The organism is Nocardia cyriacigeorgica NBRC 100375 (assembly GCF_000308555.1).
GTDB lineage: Bacteria > Actinomycetota > Actinomycetes > Mycobacteriales > Mycobacteriaceae > Nocardia > Nocardia cyriacigeorgica.
On the sequence record NZ_BAFY01000191.1, the window covers coordinates 1 to 15,829 of the forward strand.

At 67.3% G+C, this 15,829-nt stretch carries 15 protein-coding genes; 6 read left to right on the forward strand and 9 right to left on the reverse strand.

Annotation, left to right across the window (positions count from 1 at the left end):
* On the reverse strand, positions 1–296 hold a 296-nt coding region (locus RJ05_RS19045; RefSeq protein ID WP_036539047.1), incomplete at its 3' end, for a hypothetical protein.
* 356 nt (positions 297–652) lie between these two features.
* Between RJ05_RS19045 and RJ05_RS19050 the strand changes: the two genes are divergently transcribed.
* Together RJ05_RS19050 and RJ05_RS19055 are read left to right on the forward strand one after the other, a co-directional pair.
* Positions 653–1,999: a helix-turn-helix domain-containing protein gene (locus RJ05_RS19050; protein WP_036539048.1), complete on the forward strand. Its 1,347-nt coding sequence runs from the start codon at positions 653–655 to the stop codon at positions 1,997–1,999.
* Positions 1,996–2,682, forward strand: a complete 687-nt coding sequence (locus tag RJ05_RS19055) for a GDSL-type esterase/lipase family protein (RefSeq protein WP_249040454.1) — start codon at positions 1,996–1,998, stop codon at positions 2,680–2,682. Before RJ05_RS19050 ends, RJ05_RS19055 begins: the two co-directional genes overlap by 4 nt.
* A gap of 90 nt (positions 2,683–2,772) precedes the next feature.
* Here the strand turns inward: RJ05_RS19055 and RJ05_RS19060 are convergent, their stop codons facing one another.
* The 8 genes from RJ05_RS19060 to RJ05_RS19095 form a co-directional block, all read right to left on the reverse strand.
* Positions 2,773–3,189, reverse strand: coding sequence for a hypothetical protein (locus RJ05_RS19060; protein ID WP_138445541.1), 417 nt, complete (start codon positions 3,187–3,189; stop codon positions 2,773–2,775).
* 141 nt (positions 3,190–3,330) lie between these two features.
* The gene (locus tag RJ05_RS19065; protein WP_036539050.1) at positions 3,331–3,714 is read right to left on the reverse strand and encodes a hypothetical protein; all 384 of its coding nucleotides are present in this window, start codon (positions 3,712–3,714) and stop codon (positions 3,331–3,333) included.
* Between the two features lie 225 nt (positions 3,715–3,939).
* Positions 3,940–4,503 carry an LGFP repeat-containing protein gene (locus tag RJ05_RS19070; RefSeq protein ID WP_036539051.1) on the reverse strand — a complete coding sequence of 188 codons (564 nt, stop codon included), beginning with the start codon at positions 4,501–4,503 and terminating at the stop codon, positions 3,940–3,942.
* 40 nt (positions 4,504–4,543) lie between these two features.
* Positions 4,544–4,882 (reverse strand): hypothetical protein, encoded by a 339-nt coding sequence (locus RJ05_RS19075; RefSeq protein ID WP_036539052.1) that lies wholly within the window; start codon positions 4,880–4,882, stop codon positions 4,544–4,546.
* Positions 4,883–5,019: 137 nt separating this feature from the next.
* Positions 5,020–5,235: a dodecin gene (locus RJ05_RS19080; protein ID WP_036539053.1), complete on the reverse strand. Its 216-nt coding sequence runs from the start codon at positions 5,233–5,235 to the stop codon at positions 5,020–5,022.
* A 48-nt stretch (positions 5,236–5,283) separates the two neighbouring features.
* Positions 5,284–6,252 carry an Acg family FMN-binding oxidoreductase gene (locus tag RJ05_RS19085; protein ID WP_036539054.1) on the reverse strand — a complete coding sequence of 323 codons (969 nt, stop codon included), beginning with the start codon at positions 6,250–6,252 and terminating at the stop codon, positions 5,284–5,286.
* A gap of 298 nt (positions 6,253–6,550) precedes the next feature.
* Positions 6,551–8,347 carry a hydroxysqualene dehydroxylase gene (locus RJ05_RS19090; protein ID WP_051016729.1) on the reverse strand — a complete coding sequence of 599 codons (1,797 nt, stop codon included), beginning with the start codon at positions 8,345–8,347 and terminating at the stop codon, positions 6,551–6,553.
* Complete coding sequence (locus RJ05_RS19095) at positions 8,340–9,761, reverse strand: NAD(P)/FAD-dependent oxidoreductase (RefSeq protein ID WP_036539055.1); 1,422 nt, start codon at positions 9,759–9,761, stop codon at positions 8,340–8,342. The genes RJ05_RS19090 and RJ05_RS19095 overlap by 8 nt, the downstream gene beginning before the upstream one ends.
* Before the next feature lie 152 nt (positions 9,762–9,913).
* Between RJ05_RS19095 and RJ05_RS19100 the strand changes: the two genes are divergently transcribed.
* The 4 genes from RJ05_RS19100 to RJ05_RS19115 all read left to right on the forward strand — a co-directional run.
* The gene (locus tag RJ05_RS19100; RefSeq protein ID WP_036539056.1) at positions 9,914–10,564 is read left to right on the forward strand and encodes a TetR/AcrR family transcriptional regulator; all 651 of its coding nucleotides are present in this window, start codon (positions 9,914–9,916) and stop codon (positions 10,562–10,564) included.
* Positions 10,565–10,832: 268 nt separating this feature from the next.
* Positions 10,833–11,123, forward strand: a complete 291-nt coding sequence (locus RJ05_RS19105) for a hypothetical protein (protein ID WP_171048237.1) — start codon at positions 10,833–10,835, stop codon at positions 11,121–11,123.
* Between the two features lie 287 nt (positions 11,124–11,410).
* Entirely contained in the window at positions 11,411–15,094 is a 3,684-nt protein-coding gene (locus RJ05_RS19110) for a nitrate reductase subunit alpha (protein WP_036539057.1), read from the forward strand.
* Positions 15,094–15,829 (forward strand): 4Fe-4S dicluster domain-containing protein (locus RJ05_RS19115; protein ID WP_036539058.1); only part of this gene is annotated, 736 nt, incomplete at its 3' end. The genes RJ05_RS19110 and RJ05_RS19115, both read left to right, overlap by 1 nt.

The following is a 15,829-nucleotide window of genomic DNA, read 5'->3' on the forward strand; positions in this document are numbered from 1 at the left end:
ACCGCTGACCGCCGTGGATACTGCCCTGCGCCGGTGATCAGGTCGGCTGCTTCGGTGATCACCCACCAGGGAGTGTCGGGCTCGAGGGCGCCGAGATGGGGGACTGCTACCGCGTCTGCGAGGTGGTCCAGGGCGTGCTGCACGGCGATAAGCGCAGCTAGAACGGCGGCAACATCGGTGTACACGGTGTAGACGATCCTCAGGCGGTGCCTTCGCATCAGTGCCTCGAAGACAACTGGATCGTGTCGGCTGTGTAGCAACGCGATCGCGCGTGTCCGCTTGTCGTATTCAGTCAACGCTCGCGCTCCTCCGTATACAGGTATTTCATGGCCGATGGGCCGGATATCAGGACGGTGATCACTGGGAGCCCTCGATGAATTGCGTTTGCCTTGGCGGAGGGGTGAGCTCGGCGGCCGCGGTGGCAACCACCGGTGTCGAATTTACGGTCGGCTTGCGCGAGCTGGCGCCGGTCGAGGTTGTTGGCATAGGTCGGCTCCGGGATTCTGTTGGGTCGGACGTAGCGCAGGTGCCTTCGCAAAGGCGGTGACGATCGCCTCCAGCCTTGCGCTTGTGTGGCGTCCGAAGAACTCACCGAACCCGCACTGAGCCCGTACGCTGGCGGTACTACAGCTGAGGGGAGGAAGTGCGAGAGATGGCGATCGTTACGTGGACGGGGCGCGAGGTCGCGGCACTGCGAGCAGCATTGCGGGACACGCAGGTTCAGTTCGCCAACCGCATCGGTTGCTCGCTCGAGGCGGTCGGCAAGTGGGAACGCCGAGGTACGGACATCATCCTCGGTGCGAAGTACTCCGAGTGCATGGATACCGCTCACCGGAGGCTCGATGACGAGCAGCACGCGCGCTTCGAGGCCGCAGTCACAAACCAGCGAAGCAGTTCCGCCACCGTAGAGCGAGGCTCTTCGAGGGCTGCGGCCACCTACCCGCCGCTGAGACCTAGTGCATCGATGGTCGACTCAGGGGGTTTTGCCACGCTCGAGGAGTCGGATATCGGTTCAGGCGATGACAGCATTTTCCATCTGCGACGAATGCTGATGGGATGCATTTTCGATCCGCCCCAGAGTGGGCTGGTGGAACTGGCTGCAATGGTCGACCGCGCCTGGGACTTGTTCTTCTCCGCTCGATTCAACGAATTGAATCGAGAGCTTCCTGCCGCATTGGCGAGTGCGTACAGCGTGGCGGATTCGGCCGCAGGCGAGCCACTGAGCCAGGCCACTGGAGCGCTGGCGCAACTGCTGCACGTCGCATCGAACCTTCTCGGTTACATCGACCATGAGGACCTCGCCGCGCTGGCGCTTCATCGCGCGGAGGCACTGGCGGCCGAGAGCGGAGACGAGTTGACGATTGCTGCCGTCAAGGGCTCGAAGGCCTGGTTACTGGCGAGGAACGGCATGTACGACGATGCGGCCGCCTATGCCGACCGAGCAGCCACATGCGTTGAACCCCGCTTGTCTACGGCAACCCCGCGTCATATCGCCATCTGGGGCGAACTGCTCTGCTATGCCGCATTTGCAGCCTCCCGAGCGGGGGACCATCGCGAGGCACGACGGTATCTCCGGTTAGCTGAATCCGCCGCCACTCAATTGGAGGGTGACTACGTCCGTAGACCGGAGCCTTCCAATGTGTTCGGTTATACCTCGGTCGCCGGCTTCGGGGTTGTGAATGAAATCGGCGCCGGGCGCCCAGGTGAGGCCCTGAAGTTCGCTGCCGTTATCAGCGACCGGAAGAACGGAATCCCGCCCACGCTACGCAGCCGCTGGCTCATCAACGTTGCACAAGCCCAGATCTACAGCCGCGACGATGCAGGAGCCGCCGGTACCATTCGACTGGCATGGTCTACGGCACCGGAGTTCATCGGGCACATACCTCTGGCACGCACGCTGACCAACGAGCTGATCAGCCGTCGACATGGACGCTGGTCGGACGGGCTGGCCGATATCGCTGAACATCTGGGTCATTCAGTCCGACCGGTCGGGGCGTGACCTTGATAGTCAACCCTTCCGCACTGACCATCCTGTGCTACGGCGATTCCAATACCTTCGGTCAACCCTCCGGTGGTCGCGGCCGACTGCCGTCGGATGTGCGATGGACCGGGCGTCTCCAGCAACTTCTGGGTGATGACTACGCGATTATCGAGGAAGGCCTCGGCGGTCGAACAACAGACTTGGACGATCCTGATCGCGATGATCGAAACGGCCGCTCCTACTTTCGGCCATGCCTGCGCAGCCACTCACCGTTGGATATGGTCGTCATCATGCTCGGCAACAACGATCTCAAGACGAAGTTCGGTCGAGAGACAGACGCCGTCGCTGCCGCCCTCGAAGGCTATGTCGGCGAGGTCGAGCGCACTGCTTGGACCCGCACCGGTGGCCTGCCCGCTGTATTGCTGGTGAGCCCTATACACCTCGATGCCGACCAACCCGCATTCGCCGAGCAGAGTTCCGAATATGACGCCGAATCCGTCCGCAAGTCGCACGAACTAGCCGCGGCGATACGTCGGGTCGCAGCCAGGCGCAAGGCATTGTTCGCAGACGCGGCCACGGTTGCGTGCCCGGGAGCGGACGGCGTCCATCTCAGCGACGATTCGCACGAGGCACTGTCGCAGCTCATCGCGCAGGAAATCCGCGCCATCCCGCGATCGCGGACTGCAAAACCGGCCATGTAGCCCCGGGCGAGATGACTGTCGAGCGCGGCTGGTCTCTCGGCGCTGTGGCGGCTCAGCGCCAGGGCCGTTGCACATCGTTTCGCGGCCGAGTTACCTTGCGGTCCGCTGGAATTCGAAAGAACCCGGTTTGTGTAGCGCATTTGTGGTGAGTGTTCCGGTGATCCGGCCCGGACCCGGGTCGAAGCGGATCTGGGTGCCGCCGGTGCCGTAGATCTGTTGCCGGACGGTCCCGGCGGCACCGGTATCGAGATTGCGCCAGTTCACCGCCACTTCCACCGAACACGGCCCGATCCCGTGCAGTGCGCTGACCAGACCGAAGTAGGGCGTGTCGGGGCCATAGATCAGCTCGAAGTCGATATGCCCGACGCAGAACCCACTGCTGGTCGTGGTGATGGCATCGTTGAAGGGGTCGCTGTCGGCGGTCGCCGCGGGCGCCAGCGCGAGCAGCGGAACCGCGACCACAGCGGCCGCGAAGAGGGATCGGACGGTTTTTCCACCAGGGAGCATGCGTTCCTCGTCATGTCGGTTGGATCGTTCAGCGACGTTCGGGGTTGGCGAAGTCGATCGCCCCACATCCACGCGGACCGGGGCGCGAATTTGCCCAGGCCGGTCTGCTGCCATCGAAGCCTCCGGCCAGGTTTCGCACTATCAGCGTGGCCTACGGGCTTGGCATTCTTCGAACGGCACGCCGGACTGGACGCAGTCGTAGAGCCCGCTCTGAACGTCCCCGGAAGTGGGTGGTTCACCGCAGAGCAGCCCGCAGCGCTTGTAGCCGGGCACGTCCGAACCGTCGGGGTAGTGGCAACCGGAGTCGTCGCAGGTGTAGTCGCGCAGGTTGGGGTCGTGTGGCATGAGATCCCGCGACAGTGACCACACGTAGGCGTCCGTTTGGGACACACGCGTGCAGTAGACGGTCCTGCCGTCGGCGAGCTGAGCTACCGCACCGTGATCATCGCAGTAGGCGTTCAGATTGACCTCTTGGCCCGCGACCGCACCGGCGGAGCCACTGTCCACCGGGGGTGCGGCGGCCACAGCTCCAGCGGATGCCGCGATGAGGGCGGCACCGAAGATTGCCCCGGCAAGTCGGGAGAGGACGGTTGTAGGTGGTGCGGCGGACGGCATGGGAGATCCCGTTCTGTCGGCCCCGACCCGGTTCTTCGTCGACTCTAACGCCGACCGATCACCGACGTGCGGAGTTTCGGCTGGTCAGAAGTTCACGACCAGACCATCGACCGCAGGGGGAGTTGCGAGTCCGGCTCACGGCTTCCAGGTGATCCGCCCACCCTGGAAGTCCTGGGCCTTACCGCCCTGATGGTCGTATTCGTCGCTGGTCGGATACCCGTAGCGCCCGTTTTCGGCGCCGGCGGCGAGCCAGGTGTCACGGATGGAGCCCCAGATGATGTGGGCGCCGGTGGCGGCCGACCAGTAGATGTCGCCGCCGTTGAAGCGGTTGTAGCGGCCGTTGTTCTTGGCGACGGCTTCGTCGGTGATGGGGAAGCCGAGCGGGCTGTTCTCCCAGCCGACGGTGCCCCATTTGTCGCGGATGGCGCCGCCGATCTGGTGGGCGGCGGTGCCCAGGGACCAGTAGATGGAGTTGTTGCGTTCGAAGGCCTGGAACTTTCCGCCGTTGGCGTCGAGTTCGGGGGTGATCGGGTTGCCGAAGGTGTTGTAGCCGCCGGCCTGGTCGTATTTGACCTCGATGGCGCCGCCGACGTCGAAGGGGCCGATGGGGCGGGCGCCTGCGGTGGTGGCGAACGCGGTGGTGAGGGCCAGGCCGGTGGCGGCCAGTGCGGTGGCGGTGGTGATCTTTCGGCGTGCCAAGTGAGCCTCCTGGGTCAGGTGGTGCGCGGTCGGATGCGGGTCAGTTGCCGGGGTTGAGCCATCCGCCGATCGGCATGGGCGGCAGCGCGCGGACGGCGGCCATCACGGCGTCGCAGTAGGCCGAGGGCAGCGGCTCCCACTGGTTGGTGTTGCACACGTACTTGCCGGTCTTGTCGTAATGCGAGGAGTGGCCCTTATAGCTCCACGTCAGGCCGTCGTCGGAGTGGCTCCAGGGGCACTGGCTCGGTTCCACCCCGGCGCACGGGCCCTCCACGCCCCACGGCCCGACGGGGTAGGCGGCGGCCTGCGGAGCGAAGGCGAGGGTGAGCGCGCCCGCGACGGCAGCACCGGCCAGGACACGGGTAACGGTCGAGTGCATCGACGTTCTCCTTAGGCAGATGTGGACGTGTGGCATCCCCGAATGCTCTCCAGCCCTATCGGCCCGTTGACGGTGGCCGTTAGCGTGGCCGTCGTCTCGCCGCGCCGGTCCGCGCGGCGCGATCGCACCGGACGCGCTCAGTCCGGCGGGTCGATCCGGAACCCGATCTTGACCGTGACCTGGGTGTGGGCGATGGCGCCGTCGACGATGTGACCGCGCACGCTCACCATCTCGAACCATTCGAGATTGCGCACGGTCTCACCGGCCCGGGCGACCGCGTTGGCGATCGCGGCGTCGACGCCGTCTGGAGAGGAACCGACCACCTCGATAACGCGATAGACGTGATCACTCATGCGATGAGTGTGGCACCTGTCACACCACGGTGTGCGCGAGTTGGGTGATCAGCTTTCCAGGACGTCGGCGACGGGGCGCCGCGGCGTCGCGCTGAGCGGCGCGGCGGTGTGCGGCATCCAGCCGACCCGGACCATCGCTTGCGGATAGGCGCAGTCGTGCAGCAGCCCTACCCGGATCTCCTGGCGCGGGTCGCTCATGCCGAGCGGTTCGGTTTGCAAGCTCGTGGCCAGCCCCAGGTGGGTCGCGGTGAGCAGCAGGGCGCTGGTGGCCTCACCGGCGCGCAACTGGGCCTGCCGGTCGTCGTGCAAGGTCGCGACGACCAGCCAGACCGCCGCATCGGGCTGGTCGGCCGGGTCGGTCAGCGTGGCGTCGGTGAAGGTACGGACCGGAATCTCGCCGGTGGGGCGCGGCGGCGGCGCGTTACGGCCGGGCACGCCGTCTGTGCTGCGTTCCCCACCACTCCATCGAGCGAGTTCGGCCTGGTAGCCGGGGTCGGCGGCATGCGAGGCGGCGGCGCGGCGCATGGGCCGGGTCAGCCGCGGCAGCCACGGTTCGGGGACCTGCCGGACCGCAGCGCCGCAGTCGGCGGCTCGCTGGGTGAGCGCGCGGATCAGCCTGGCCGGAACCGGGCGGTGCAGGTAATGGCGCCGATCGGTCTGGCGCATCAGAATCGCCGCGGCGAGTTCGATATCGGCGTCGCTCGGCGGCCGGCGGGTGATGTCGATATGGGCCAGATGGTCCGGGTCGCGCGGATCCGGTCCGCGCGCGACGCTCGTCGCCCACCCCAGCGCCGCGAACGCCACCCGCAGGTGATGGAGCACGACGCCGCAGCTGACGACCAGCGCGCGCTGGTGCGGATCGGTGACGCCGAGTGCGCGGCTGGTATCCGCGAACAGATCGATCCCGCGGCGACCGATCCGCCACCGCCAGGGCTGGGTGTTGTGGATCGACGGGGCGCGGACCGCCAGGTTGAGCGCGATATCGGCGGTCTGGCGATCGAGGCTCGAACAGGGCATCGGTGCGTATCCTTCCGGCCGCGCGGGTCCGGGCGGCCGTAGTGGGCGGTTCCGCGGCCCGAGGGTAGGCCGTATTCGCAGTTCACGACGTCACCGAGGTGAGCGCTGCCCGGTCGGACGAGGGATGCGGACACCGCGGACGATCTGCCTCGCGCGGTGAAAGGGACAGAGACCGAACGGTTCTGGGTGTTCTGGACGCACATCGGCCGCTGGACTATGAATTCGCTCATAGAAAGGTTTCGACCTGCCCGAGTCGGGTGCGGTCGCTGCCTGCGATGCCTGCCCGGGACCCAGAAGCTCACATGTCGAGCACATGCGGCAACCCCGCCCGGAACCGGTCGGCATCCAGCCGCTTCGCGGCCGCGAAGATCGGCAGCTCGACCAGCGGATGGATGACGGCGCGCGGGGCGGGGTCGCCGGCCGCGTCGAGGATGGCGTTGGCGGCGGCGCGCCCGGCCTCGTTGGCACCTTCCATCGTCGCCAGGTCGATATTGGTGCGCACATGGTCGCCGCCGAAGAACAGATTCGGGATGGCGCAGTGCGCGTCGGGCCGGTGCTGGTAGGAGCCGACGGTGTTGACCAGCAGCGGCGTCTCGTTATGGGTGGTGCCGCCGGACCAGCTGATCCCCGGGTCGAGATGCCAGGAGTGGATGGCGTCGGCGTGCAGCCAGCCGGTGCCGGTATTGAGCCACTGCTCGAGCTGGGCCCACACCTCGGCCGCGATCTCGTCCTTGGTGCACTCTTTGGCGGTTTTGCCGTAGAGGATGCCGGGGGTGTCCCAGTCGGAGACATCGACCGACAGGCATTCGACCGCGCGGCCGTCGCCGTAGCGCTGGGCGAAATCGCCGACCCACATCGGCGCCTGGCGCAGCGCGGTGATGGCCCATGGCGAGCCGAGCGCGGCGATGTGTCCCTCCGGGATCTCGGTGGGCCGGGTCAGGTAGTACTGGATGCCCACCATCCAGTCGGTCACCAGCTCGGCCATCCCCGCCAGCCGCGGGTCGGCGGCCAGGATCGCCGGGCTCAGCAGCGGCACCGTGCGCTCCACCGGCATCGCGCAGACGAACCAATCCGCCTCCACCCGCGAGGCGGCGCCGCCGGAATCGACGACCGTCGCACCGGTGATGCGCCCACCTCGCAGCTCGAGTGCGGTCGCCCGCTGCCCCATCACGAACCGCACCCCGCGCCCACGCAGATACGCCACCCACGGATCGATCCACGCCTCATTGGTCGGGCGGTTGAGAATGCGGTCGATCCCCGCCGCGTACTGCGGGATCAACCCGGTGCCCGCCAGCACCAGCGCCTCGCCGATCGTGCCGATGGTGCGCGCCGAGCTCATATGCGGTTTGGCGGCTACCGTGATCCGGGTCAGCGCGGAGACCAGGTAGTCGCGGTAGGCCTGCGATTTCCCCTCCGCACGCAGGATCTGTTCCCAGGTCAGGTACTCCCACTGGCCGAAGCGCCGTTCGGTGGAGGAGGTGAACCACATCGTCATCTGTTTGGCGAAGAACGCCAGCTCGGCGGGCGGCAGTTCGGGGATGAAGCCGAACGCGGTGATGAGGGTGTTCTGCAACAGTTCCGGGGTGAGCTGACCGATCGCGGCCGACTCGACCGGCAGGAAAACCGGTGGCCTGCCGCGGAATCCGGCGACGGTGCCTTCCACGCGCACCAGGTTGCCCGCGACGCCGTCCGGATTGCCGGGAAAGGGTATGCGGCGCATGGTGTCCGGCAGATTCTGATAACAGCCGGGGAAGAATCGGAAGCCGTGCTCACCGGGCAGGTCCAGCCGTCCGCCGGTGGCGGTGCCCGGCACGCCGAGGCTGCGGGCCTTGCCGCCGAGGTAGGCCGGTTCGTACACCGTCACCGTGTAGCCGCGTTCGATCAGCTCGTGCGCGGCCGACAATCCGGCCACCCCGCCGCCGAGAATCGCTACCGTGCGGTTGCCGCGCCCGCCGGGGGAGCGGCGCACAGGTGTCGCGCCGGTGGCGGCCGCGCTGCCGAGTGACAGGGCCGCGCCCGCTCCCGCGACAACGGCGCCGCGCAACACATCGCGACGGGACCATGCTACGGCCGTATTCGATTGCGATTCAGACATCTTCGTCTCCAGCGCGGGAAGGGTGATCGACGGGTGAAGGTGTATGGGGGAGCGTGGAATGGTGGCGATGGGCGCGCAGCGCGGTACGGGCCTCGTGCCAGTCGGCAGCGGCCTCGCGCAGCTCACGGGTCACATCCGCAAGGACCGCGCCCGCGGCGGTCGGGGTGTGCCGCAGCGCGCCGGCGGCCAACCCGACCGCACGGCGCGGGGTGAAGACCGCACCGGGTTCGGTGGTGCGGGAGAAGATGCCGGTCACCGCGGCGGCCAGGGCTCGATCGCGGGTCGCGGTGCGATAGAGCTCGATCTCCAACGGGTGCATGTCTTCCGCGCGCGCGAGCCGATTGGTCCACTGATAGATCGGCAGGCATTCGCGTAGCCGCCGATCGGCCCAGTGGGTCAGCGCCAGATCGAGGGCCTTGGGGTGTTCCAGCAGCGGGGCCGCGGTCTCGGCGAGCAGTCTGCCGTAGCGCAGGGCGTCGCGAATACCTTGCGCCGTGACCGGATCCTTGAAGTGGCCGCCGTCGCCGGCCAACGCCCATCCCGGTCCGCTCGAGCGCCGGAAGTAGGAGGCGATGCCGGTCGCGGCCCGGACTCGGCCGACCCGCTCGCAATCGCGCAGCCGCTCGGCGAGGCCAGGAATCCGGGCGATCGCCTCGGCGTAGCGCTGTTCGGCGCGACCGGGGCCGAGCGCGGGCTCCGCGCTGACGGGCGGTTGGACCAGCGAAAGGACGAGCCCGTCATCGCAGGGAAACGCGGTGCCGAGATCGCGGCCGGCCCGCCACTGGGCGGCGATATGACGCCACGACGGGCTGCCCTCACGCCAATACGCGTAGTAGCACTCGCGTCCGCTCGGCGTGTGCAGGAACGGCTCGATCGCGCCGCACAGCCGGGCCACCGTGCTGCGCCTGCCGTCGGCGCCGACCACCAGCGGCGCCCGCAGCTCGACGACGGCGTCCGCGCGATCGCGATACCGCACACCGGCGCAGCGATCGTCCGCCCACACCAGCTCCAACACACGACAGCGCTCGCGTACCTCGGCGCCTGCGGTGCGCGCGGCGCCGACGAGCACCGCGTCCAAGCCGGTGCGGCGCACACACATGGCGTAGTCGATGCCATCGGCCGGTGCGAATTCCGAGGGCACCCGGTACCCGGCACCGGCGGCGAAGGCGGAGGTCAACCGTGGTGCGCCGAGTTCCTCGACCTGATCGAGCACTCCGAGTGCGTCCAGTTCGGCGAGGCCGCCCGGCCACAGCAGATGGGTCGAGAGCGTGTCGGACGGGAACTGGGCGCTGTCGAGCACGATCACCCGGCGCCCGGCCCGTGCCATCGTCATGGCGACGGCGGAGCCCGCGCAACGCGCGCCCACCACGATGACGTCGGTGTATTCGACCGCCGTACTGGAGGAATCGGCCATTCTCACGCCTCGGTCATCGCGTCTCGGACACTATGTCCGATTGATGGTGAACCCCGGCCGCGCCGCTGTCAACGGTTCCCGGCGGTTCGGCCCGGCCTTCCGGGGGCCAGGCACAATGGCCGCATGGAGCCCTCCGAGCGAGTGAGCAGCCGATGCCGTCGCTGACGCGCGTGCCGCGCGGCGCCCGCAAACCGCCCGACGACCGCCGCGCCGAATTCGAACGGCGCGTGCTGGCCGCCGTCGAAGATCTGCTCGCCGACGGCACGCCCTACACCGAACTGGCCGTGCAGAAGATCGCCGCCGCTTCGCACTCGGCGAGATCGACCTTCTACCGGTACTTTCCGGACAAGAGCCGGCTGCTGATCCGGATGGCGGACCTGGCCACCACCGACCTGTTCGATGCCGCCGAACAGTGGTGGACCGCCGAGCACAGCGACGGCGTCGACGGTGTCGTGCAAGCGATCCGGAGCATGATCGCAGGCTTCCGCAAACACCGGTACCTGCTGCTTGCGCTCACCGAGGTCTCCGCCTACGACCGTGATGTCGGCGCCTATTGGCGTTCGCGGGTGGCCACCTTCGCCGCCATGGTCCGGGCCCGCCTCGACACCGACCGTGAGGCCGGCAAGATCAGCTCCGCCATCGACCCGACGGCGACGGCCGTGGTGCTGACCTCGATGGTGGAACGCTCCATCGTGGTGGCGTTCTCCGCCGATACCGGCATCTCCGACGACGTCCTTGCCGAGACGCTGGGACGCGCGATCTGGCTCGTCGTCTACGGCGACTCGCCGAGCGCCACGCCGTGACGCGCCGGGGGATCGTGTGTCTTCCCTCGGATCGCGAAGGCGTGCTGTTCAATTGATGCGGTCAGCGTGTTTCCAGCGACGAGCGCACTAGGAGACGACATGGCACGGCCCCCGATGAACGTCGGGCACCGGGCGGACTGCATCGTCAGCCGCAGATGATTTCGCGGCGTCGCGGTCGGTCGTTTCTGCACATGCCGCGATGCCACGGAGTCCTGATACGGAAATCTCCAGCATCACTCAGCATCCGAAAAGGAGCACGAACGTGAGCATGATTCTCGTTGCGCTGCACGACAGCTACGGCGCGGTGGTAGCACAGATCGGCAACCCCACCCCGGAAGCACCGCCGTTGGCGGACAAGATCATGCAGATGACCCGGTACCTCACCTGGTTCGTCCTGCTGTCCGGCGTCGCCGCCATCACCTACGGCGGCGGCCGATTCGCCTGGGAGAAGTGGAGCGGCGGCGGCCTGCAATCACCGAAGATGGTGGCGGGCGCCATGGCCGGTGGTGTGGTCGCCACCAGCGCGGGCACCATCATGAACGCGGTGATCGGCGCCTGATAGGGGGCCGCGCCCGTGCCGATATGCGGGTGTTCACGCAGTGCGTGGCTGCCCGCATATCGCCATCACCTACGCACCGGAGATCGCGACCCCATTGTGGCCGAAACGTAACCTGCCTCGACTGTTTCGGTCCCGCTGAACCACCGCGGGCATGGTCTGCTGAGACGGTGTCGTCAGTTCCCACTGAAACGCACATCCCGGCGCGAGCCCGCGCCGCCGCTCCACGCGGCCCCTGCCCCTGAACGGACGTTGCGGCGAAACCGTACAGCGGACGAGAGGCAGACCACGTGGCGTCGAACGAACACACCGGTGGCTCCATCGAAGACCTGCTGGTGCGCAGCGGGCGATTCTTCACTCCCGGCGACATCTCCCCGGACCGCCGCACCGTCGCCAGAGCAGGCGGTCGCGAAGGCGACGTCTTCTACCGTGACCGCTGGAGCCACGACAAGGTCGTCCGCTCCACCCACGGCGTCAACTGCACCGGCTCCTGCTCGTGGAAGATCTACGTCAAAGACGACATCATCACCTGGGAAACCCAGGAAACCGATTACCCCTCGGTGGGCCCGGATCGCCCCGAATACGAACCACGCGGCTGCCCGCGCGGCGCGGCGTTCTCCTGGTACACCTATTCACCGACCCGGGTGCGCTACCCCTACGTGCGTGGCGTCCTGCTCGACCTCTACCGCGCCGCGAAAGCCGAGCACGGCGACCCGGTGACGGCCTGGGCCGCCATCCAGGCCGACCCCGCCCGGCGCCGCAGCTATCAGCAGGTGCGCGGCAAGGGCGGTCTGGTCCGGGTGAACTGGGACGAAGCCACCGAGATCATCGCCGCCGCGCACGTGCACACCATCACAACCTACGGCCCGGACCGGATCGCCGGATTCTCCCCGATCCCGGCCATGTCCATGGTGTCGTTCGCGGCGGGTTCGCGGTTCGTGGAGCTGCTGGGCGGGGTGATGACCTCGTTCTACGACTGGTACGCCGACCTGCCGGTCGCCTCCCCGCAGGTCTTCGGCGACCAGACCGATGTCCCGGAATCCGGGGACTGGTGGGACGCGGCGTATCTGATGATGTGGGGCTCCAATGTGCCCGTCACCCGCACCCCGGACGCGCATTGGATGGCGGAGGTGCGCTACCGCGGCACCAAGGTGGTCAGCGTCAGCCCCGATTACGCCGACAACACTAAGTTCGCCGATGAATGGATGCCATGCGCGGCGGGCACCGATGGTGCGATGGCCATGGCGATGGGGCATGTCATCGCGACCGAGTACTTCGTGCGGCGGCGTGAACCGTTCTTCGTCGATTACGTCCGCCGCTACACCGATCTGCCGTTCCTGATCAAGCTCGAGGAACGCGACGGCCTGCTGGTGCCCGGCAAGAACCTGACCGCCGCGGACCTGGGGGAGAGCTCGGAGAACGCCGCCTTCAAACCGGTCCTGCTGGACGGCGCCACCGGCGAACCCGCCGTACCACCCGGATCGCTGGGATTCCGGTTCGGTGCCGAGGGCGTGGGTAAATGGAACCTCGACCTCGGCGACCTGGTCCCGGCGCTGACAGTCGTGTCAAGGGACGGCGGCACCGCCGTCATCACGTTGCCGCGCTTCGACAGCCTCGACGGCCGCGGCAGCACCATCGAACGCGGCGTTCCCGTCCGCACCGTGGCCGGGCATCGGGTCTGCACGGTCTTCGATCTGCTGCTCGCTCAATACGGTGTGGCGCGAAGGGGGCTGCCGGGTCGCTGGCCCAGCGGCTACGACGACCCGGACTCACCCTGCACCCCCGCGTGGCAGGAGCAGATCACCGGCGTCTCCGCCGCCCAGGTGATCCGGATCGCGCGCGAATTCGCCGACAACGCCATCGAATCCGGTGGCCGGTCGATGATCATCATGGGTGCGGGCATCTGTCAGTGGTTCCACGGCGACGCCACCTACCGCGCGATTCTGAGCCTGCTGATGCTGACCGGCTCGATGGGCCGCAACGGCGGCGGCTGGGCCCATTACGTCGGGCAGGAGAAATGCCGGCCGGTGACGGGGTGGGCGACCGTGGCCATGGGCACCGACTGGCATCGACCGCCGCGTCAGATGGCAGGCACCTCGTACTGGTACGTGCACACCGACCAGTGGCGCTACGACGGTTACCGCGCCGATGCCCTGGCCGCACCGACCGCGCGCGGCCGGTTCCGCGGTAAGCACACCATGGATGTGCTGGCCTCGGCGGCCGCGATGGGCTGGACCCCGTTCTACCCCCAATTCGACCGCTCCACCTTGGAGTTGGCCGACGAGGCGCGCGAGGCGGGCGCCGACCCGGTGAGGTATGTGACCGAGAAACTGGCCGACGGCGAGCTGAAGTTCGCCCTCGCCGACCCGGATGCCCCGCAGAACTGGCCGCGGGTATTGAGCGTCTGGCGCGCCAATCTGCTCGGATCGTCCAGTAAAGGCAATGAGTATTTCCTGCGGCATCTGCTCGGAACGACGTCGAATGTGCAGGCCGAGGAGGCCGGGCCGCAGTTGCGGCCCGCCGAGGTGATCTGGCGGGAGCAGGCGCCCGAGGGCAAACTCGATCTGCTGATGTCGATCGACTTCCGGATGACCTCGACCACGATGCTGTCGGATGTGGTGCTGCCCGCCGCCACCTGGTACGAGAAATCCGACCTGTCCAGCACCGATATGCATCCCTACATTCACGCCTTCACGCCGGCCATCGATCCGCCATGGGAGGCCCGCTCGGATTTCGACGCCTTCGCCGCGATCGCCCGCCGGTTCTCCGTCCTGGCCGAGAAACACCTCGGCAAGCGCACCGACCTCGTGCTCGGGACCATGCAGCACGATACGCCCGGCGCGATGGCCTATCCCGGTGGTACCGAAAAAGATTGGCGGACGACGCGAGTGGCGCCGGTGCCAGGGGCGACGATGGGGCCGCTGGTCGCCGTCGAACGCGACTATCCCGCGCTCGCACAGAAGTGGTCGGCGCTGGGCCCGCTCGTCGAATCGGCGGGCCTGACCACCAAAGGCGTCACGGTGCACCCGGATCAGGAGGTCACCGAACTCGCCCGCAAGCACGGCGTGATGGACTCCGGCGTGGCGGCGGGCCGTCCGGCCTTGGACAGTGCGGAGAAGATGGCCGAGACGATACTCGCGCTCTCGGGTACGTCGAATGGCCGGCTCGCCGTGAAAGGATTTCGCGAGCTGGAGAAACGCACCGGACGCCGGCTCGCCCATCTGGCCGAGGGCAGCGAGGAACGCCGGATCACCTTCGCCGACACCCAAGCCCGTCCGGTGCCGGTGATCACCAGTCCGGAGTGGTCGGGCAGCGAGACCGGCGGTCGGCGCTACGCCCCGTTCACCGTGAATATCGAACAGCTCAAACCGTTTCACACGCTCACCGGCCGCATGCATTTCTATCTCGACCACGACTGGATCGAAGAGCTGGGCGAGCAGCTGCCGATCTACCGGCCGCCGCTGGATATGGCGCAGTTGTTCCAAGAACCGCGGCTGGGAACCGGCCGCGACGGTGTCGGTCTGACGGTGCGCTATCTGACCCCGCACTCCAAATGGTCGATCCACTCCGAATACCAGGACAACCTGCTGATGCTGTCGTTGTCGCGGGGTGGGCCGACGATGTGGATGAGCCCGGCCGACGCGGCGAAGATCGCGGTCGCCGACAACGACTGGGTGGAGGCGGTCAACCGCAATGGTGTGCTGGTGTGCCGCGCCATCGTCTCCCATCGGATGCCCGAGGGGGTGGTCTACGTGCACCACGCCCAGGAACGCACCATCGACGTACCACTCACCGAGACCACCGGAAACCGTGGCGGCATCCACAATTCGCTGACCCGGCTGCTGATCAAACCGTCCCATCTGGCCGGCGGTTACGCGCAGACCTCGTTCGCTTTCAACTATCTGGGCCCGACCGGCAATCAACGCGATGAGGTGACCGTGGTGCGGCGCCGCAGCCAGCAGGTGAGGTACTGATGAAGGTGATGGCGCAGCTGGCGATGGTGATGAACCTCGACAAATGCATCGGCTGCCATACCTGTTCGGTGACCTGCAAACAGGCCTGGACCAACCGCTCGGGCACCGAATACGTGTGGTTCAACAATGTGGAAACCCGTCCGGGGCAAGGCTATCCGCGCACCTACGAGGATCAGCAACGCTGGCGCGGCGGTTGGGTCCTCGACCGGAAGGGCAGGCTGCGCTTGCGCGACGGCGGCAGGCTCGCCAAGCTCGCCCGCATCTTCGCCAACCCGAAGATGCCGGCCATGCACGACTACTACGAGCCGTGGACCTACGACTACGACAACCTCACCAACGCACCGCTCGGCGCGCAGATGCCGGTGGCTCCACCGCGCAGCCTGCTCACCGGCAAGCCGATGAAGGTGGGCTGGTCGGCGAACTGGGACGACGACCTCGGCGGTTCGCCCGAGATAGTGCCGGATGATCCGGTCCTCGCGCAGGTCAGCGAGAAGATCCGGCTGGAGCTGGAGCAGACCTTCATGTTCTATCTGCCCCGGATCTGCGAACACTGCCTCAATCCGGCGTGTGTGGCCTCGTGCCCGTCCGGTGCGATGTACAAACGCACCGAGGACGGCATCGTGCTGATCGATCAGGACAAATGCCGTGGCTGGCGGATGTGTGTGTCCGGATGTCCCTACAAGAAGGTGTATTTCAACCACAAGACCGGCAAAGCCGAGAAGTGCACCTTCTGTT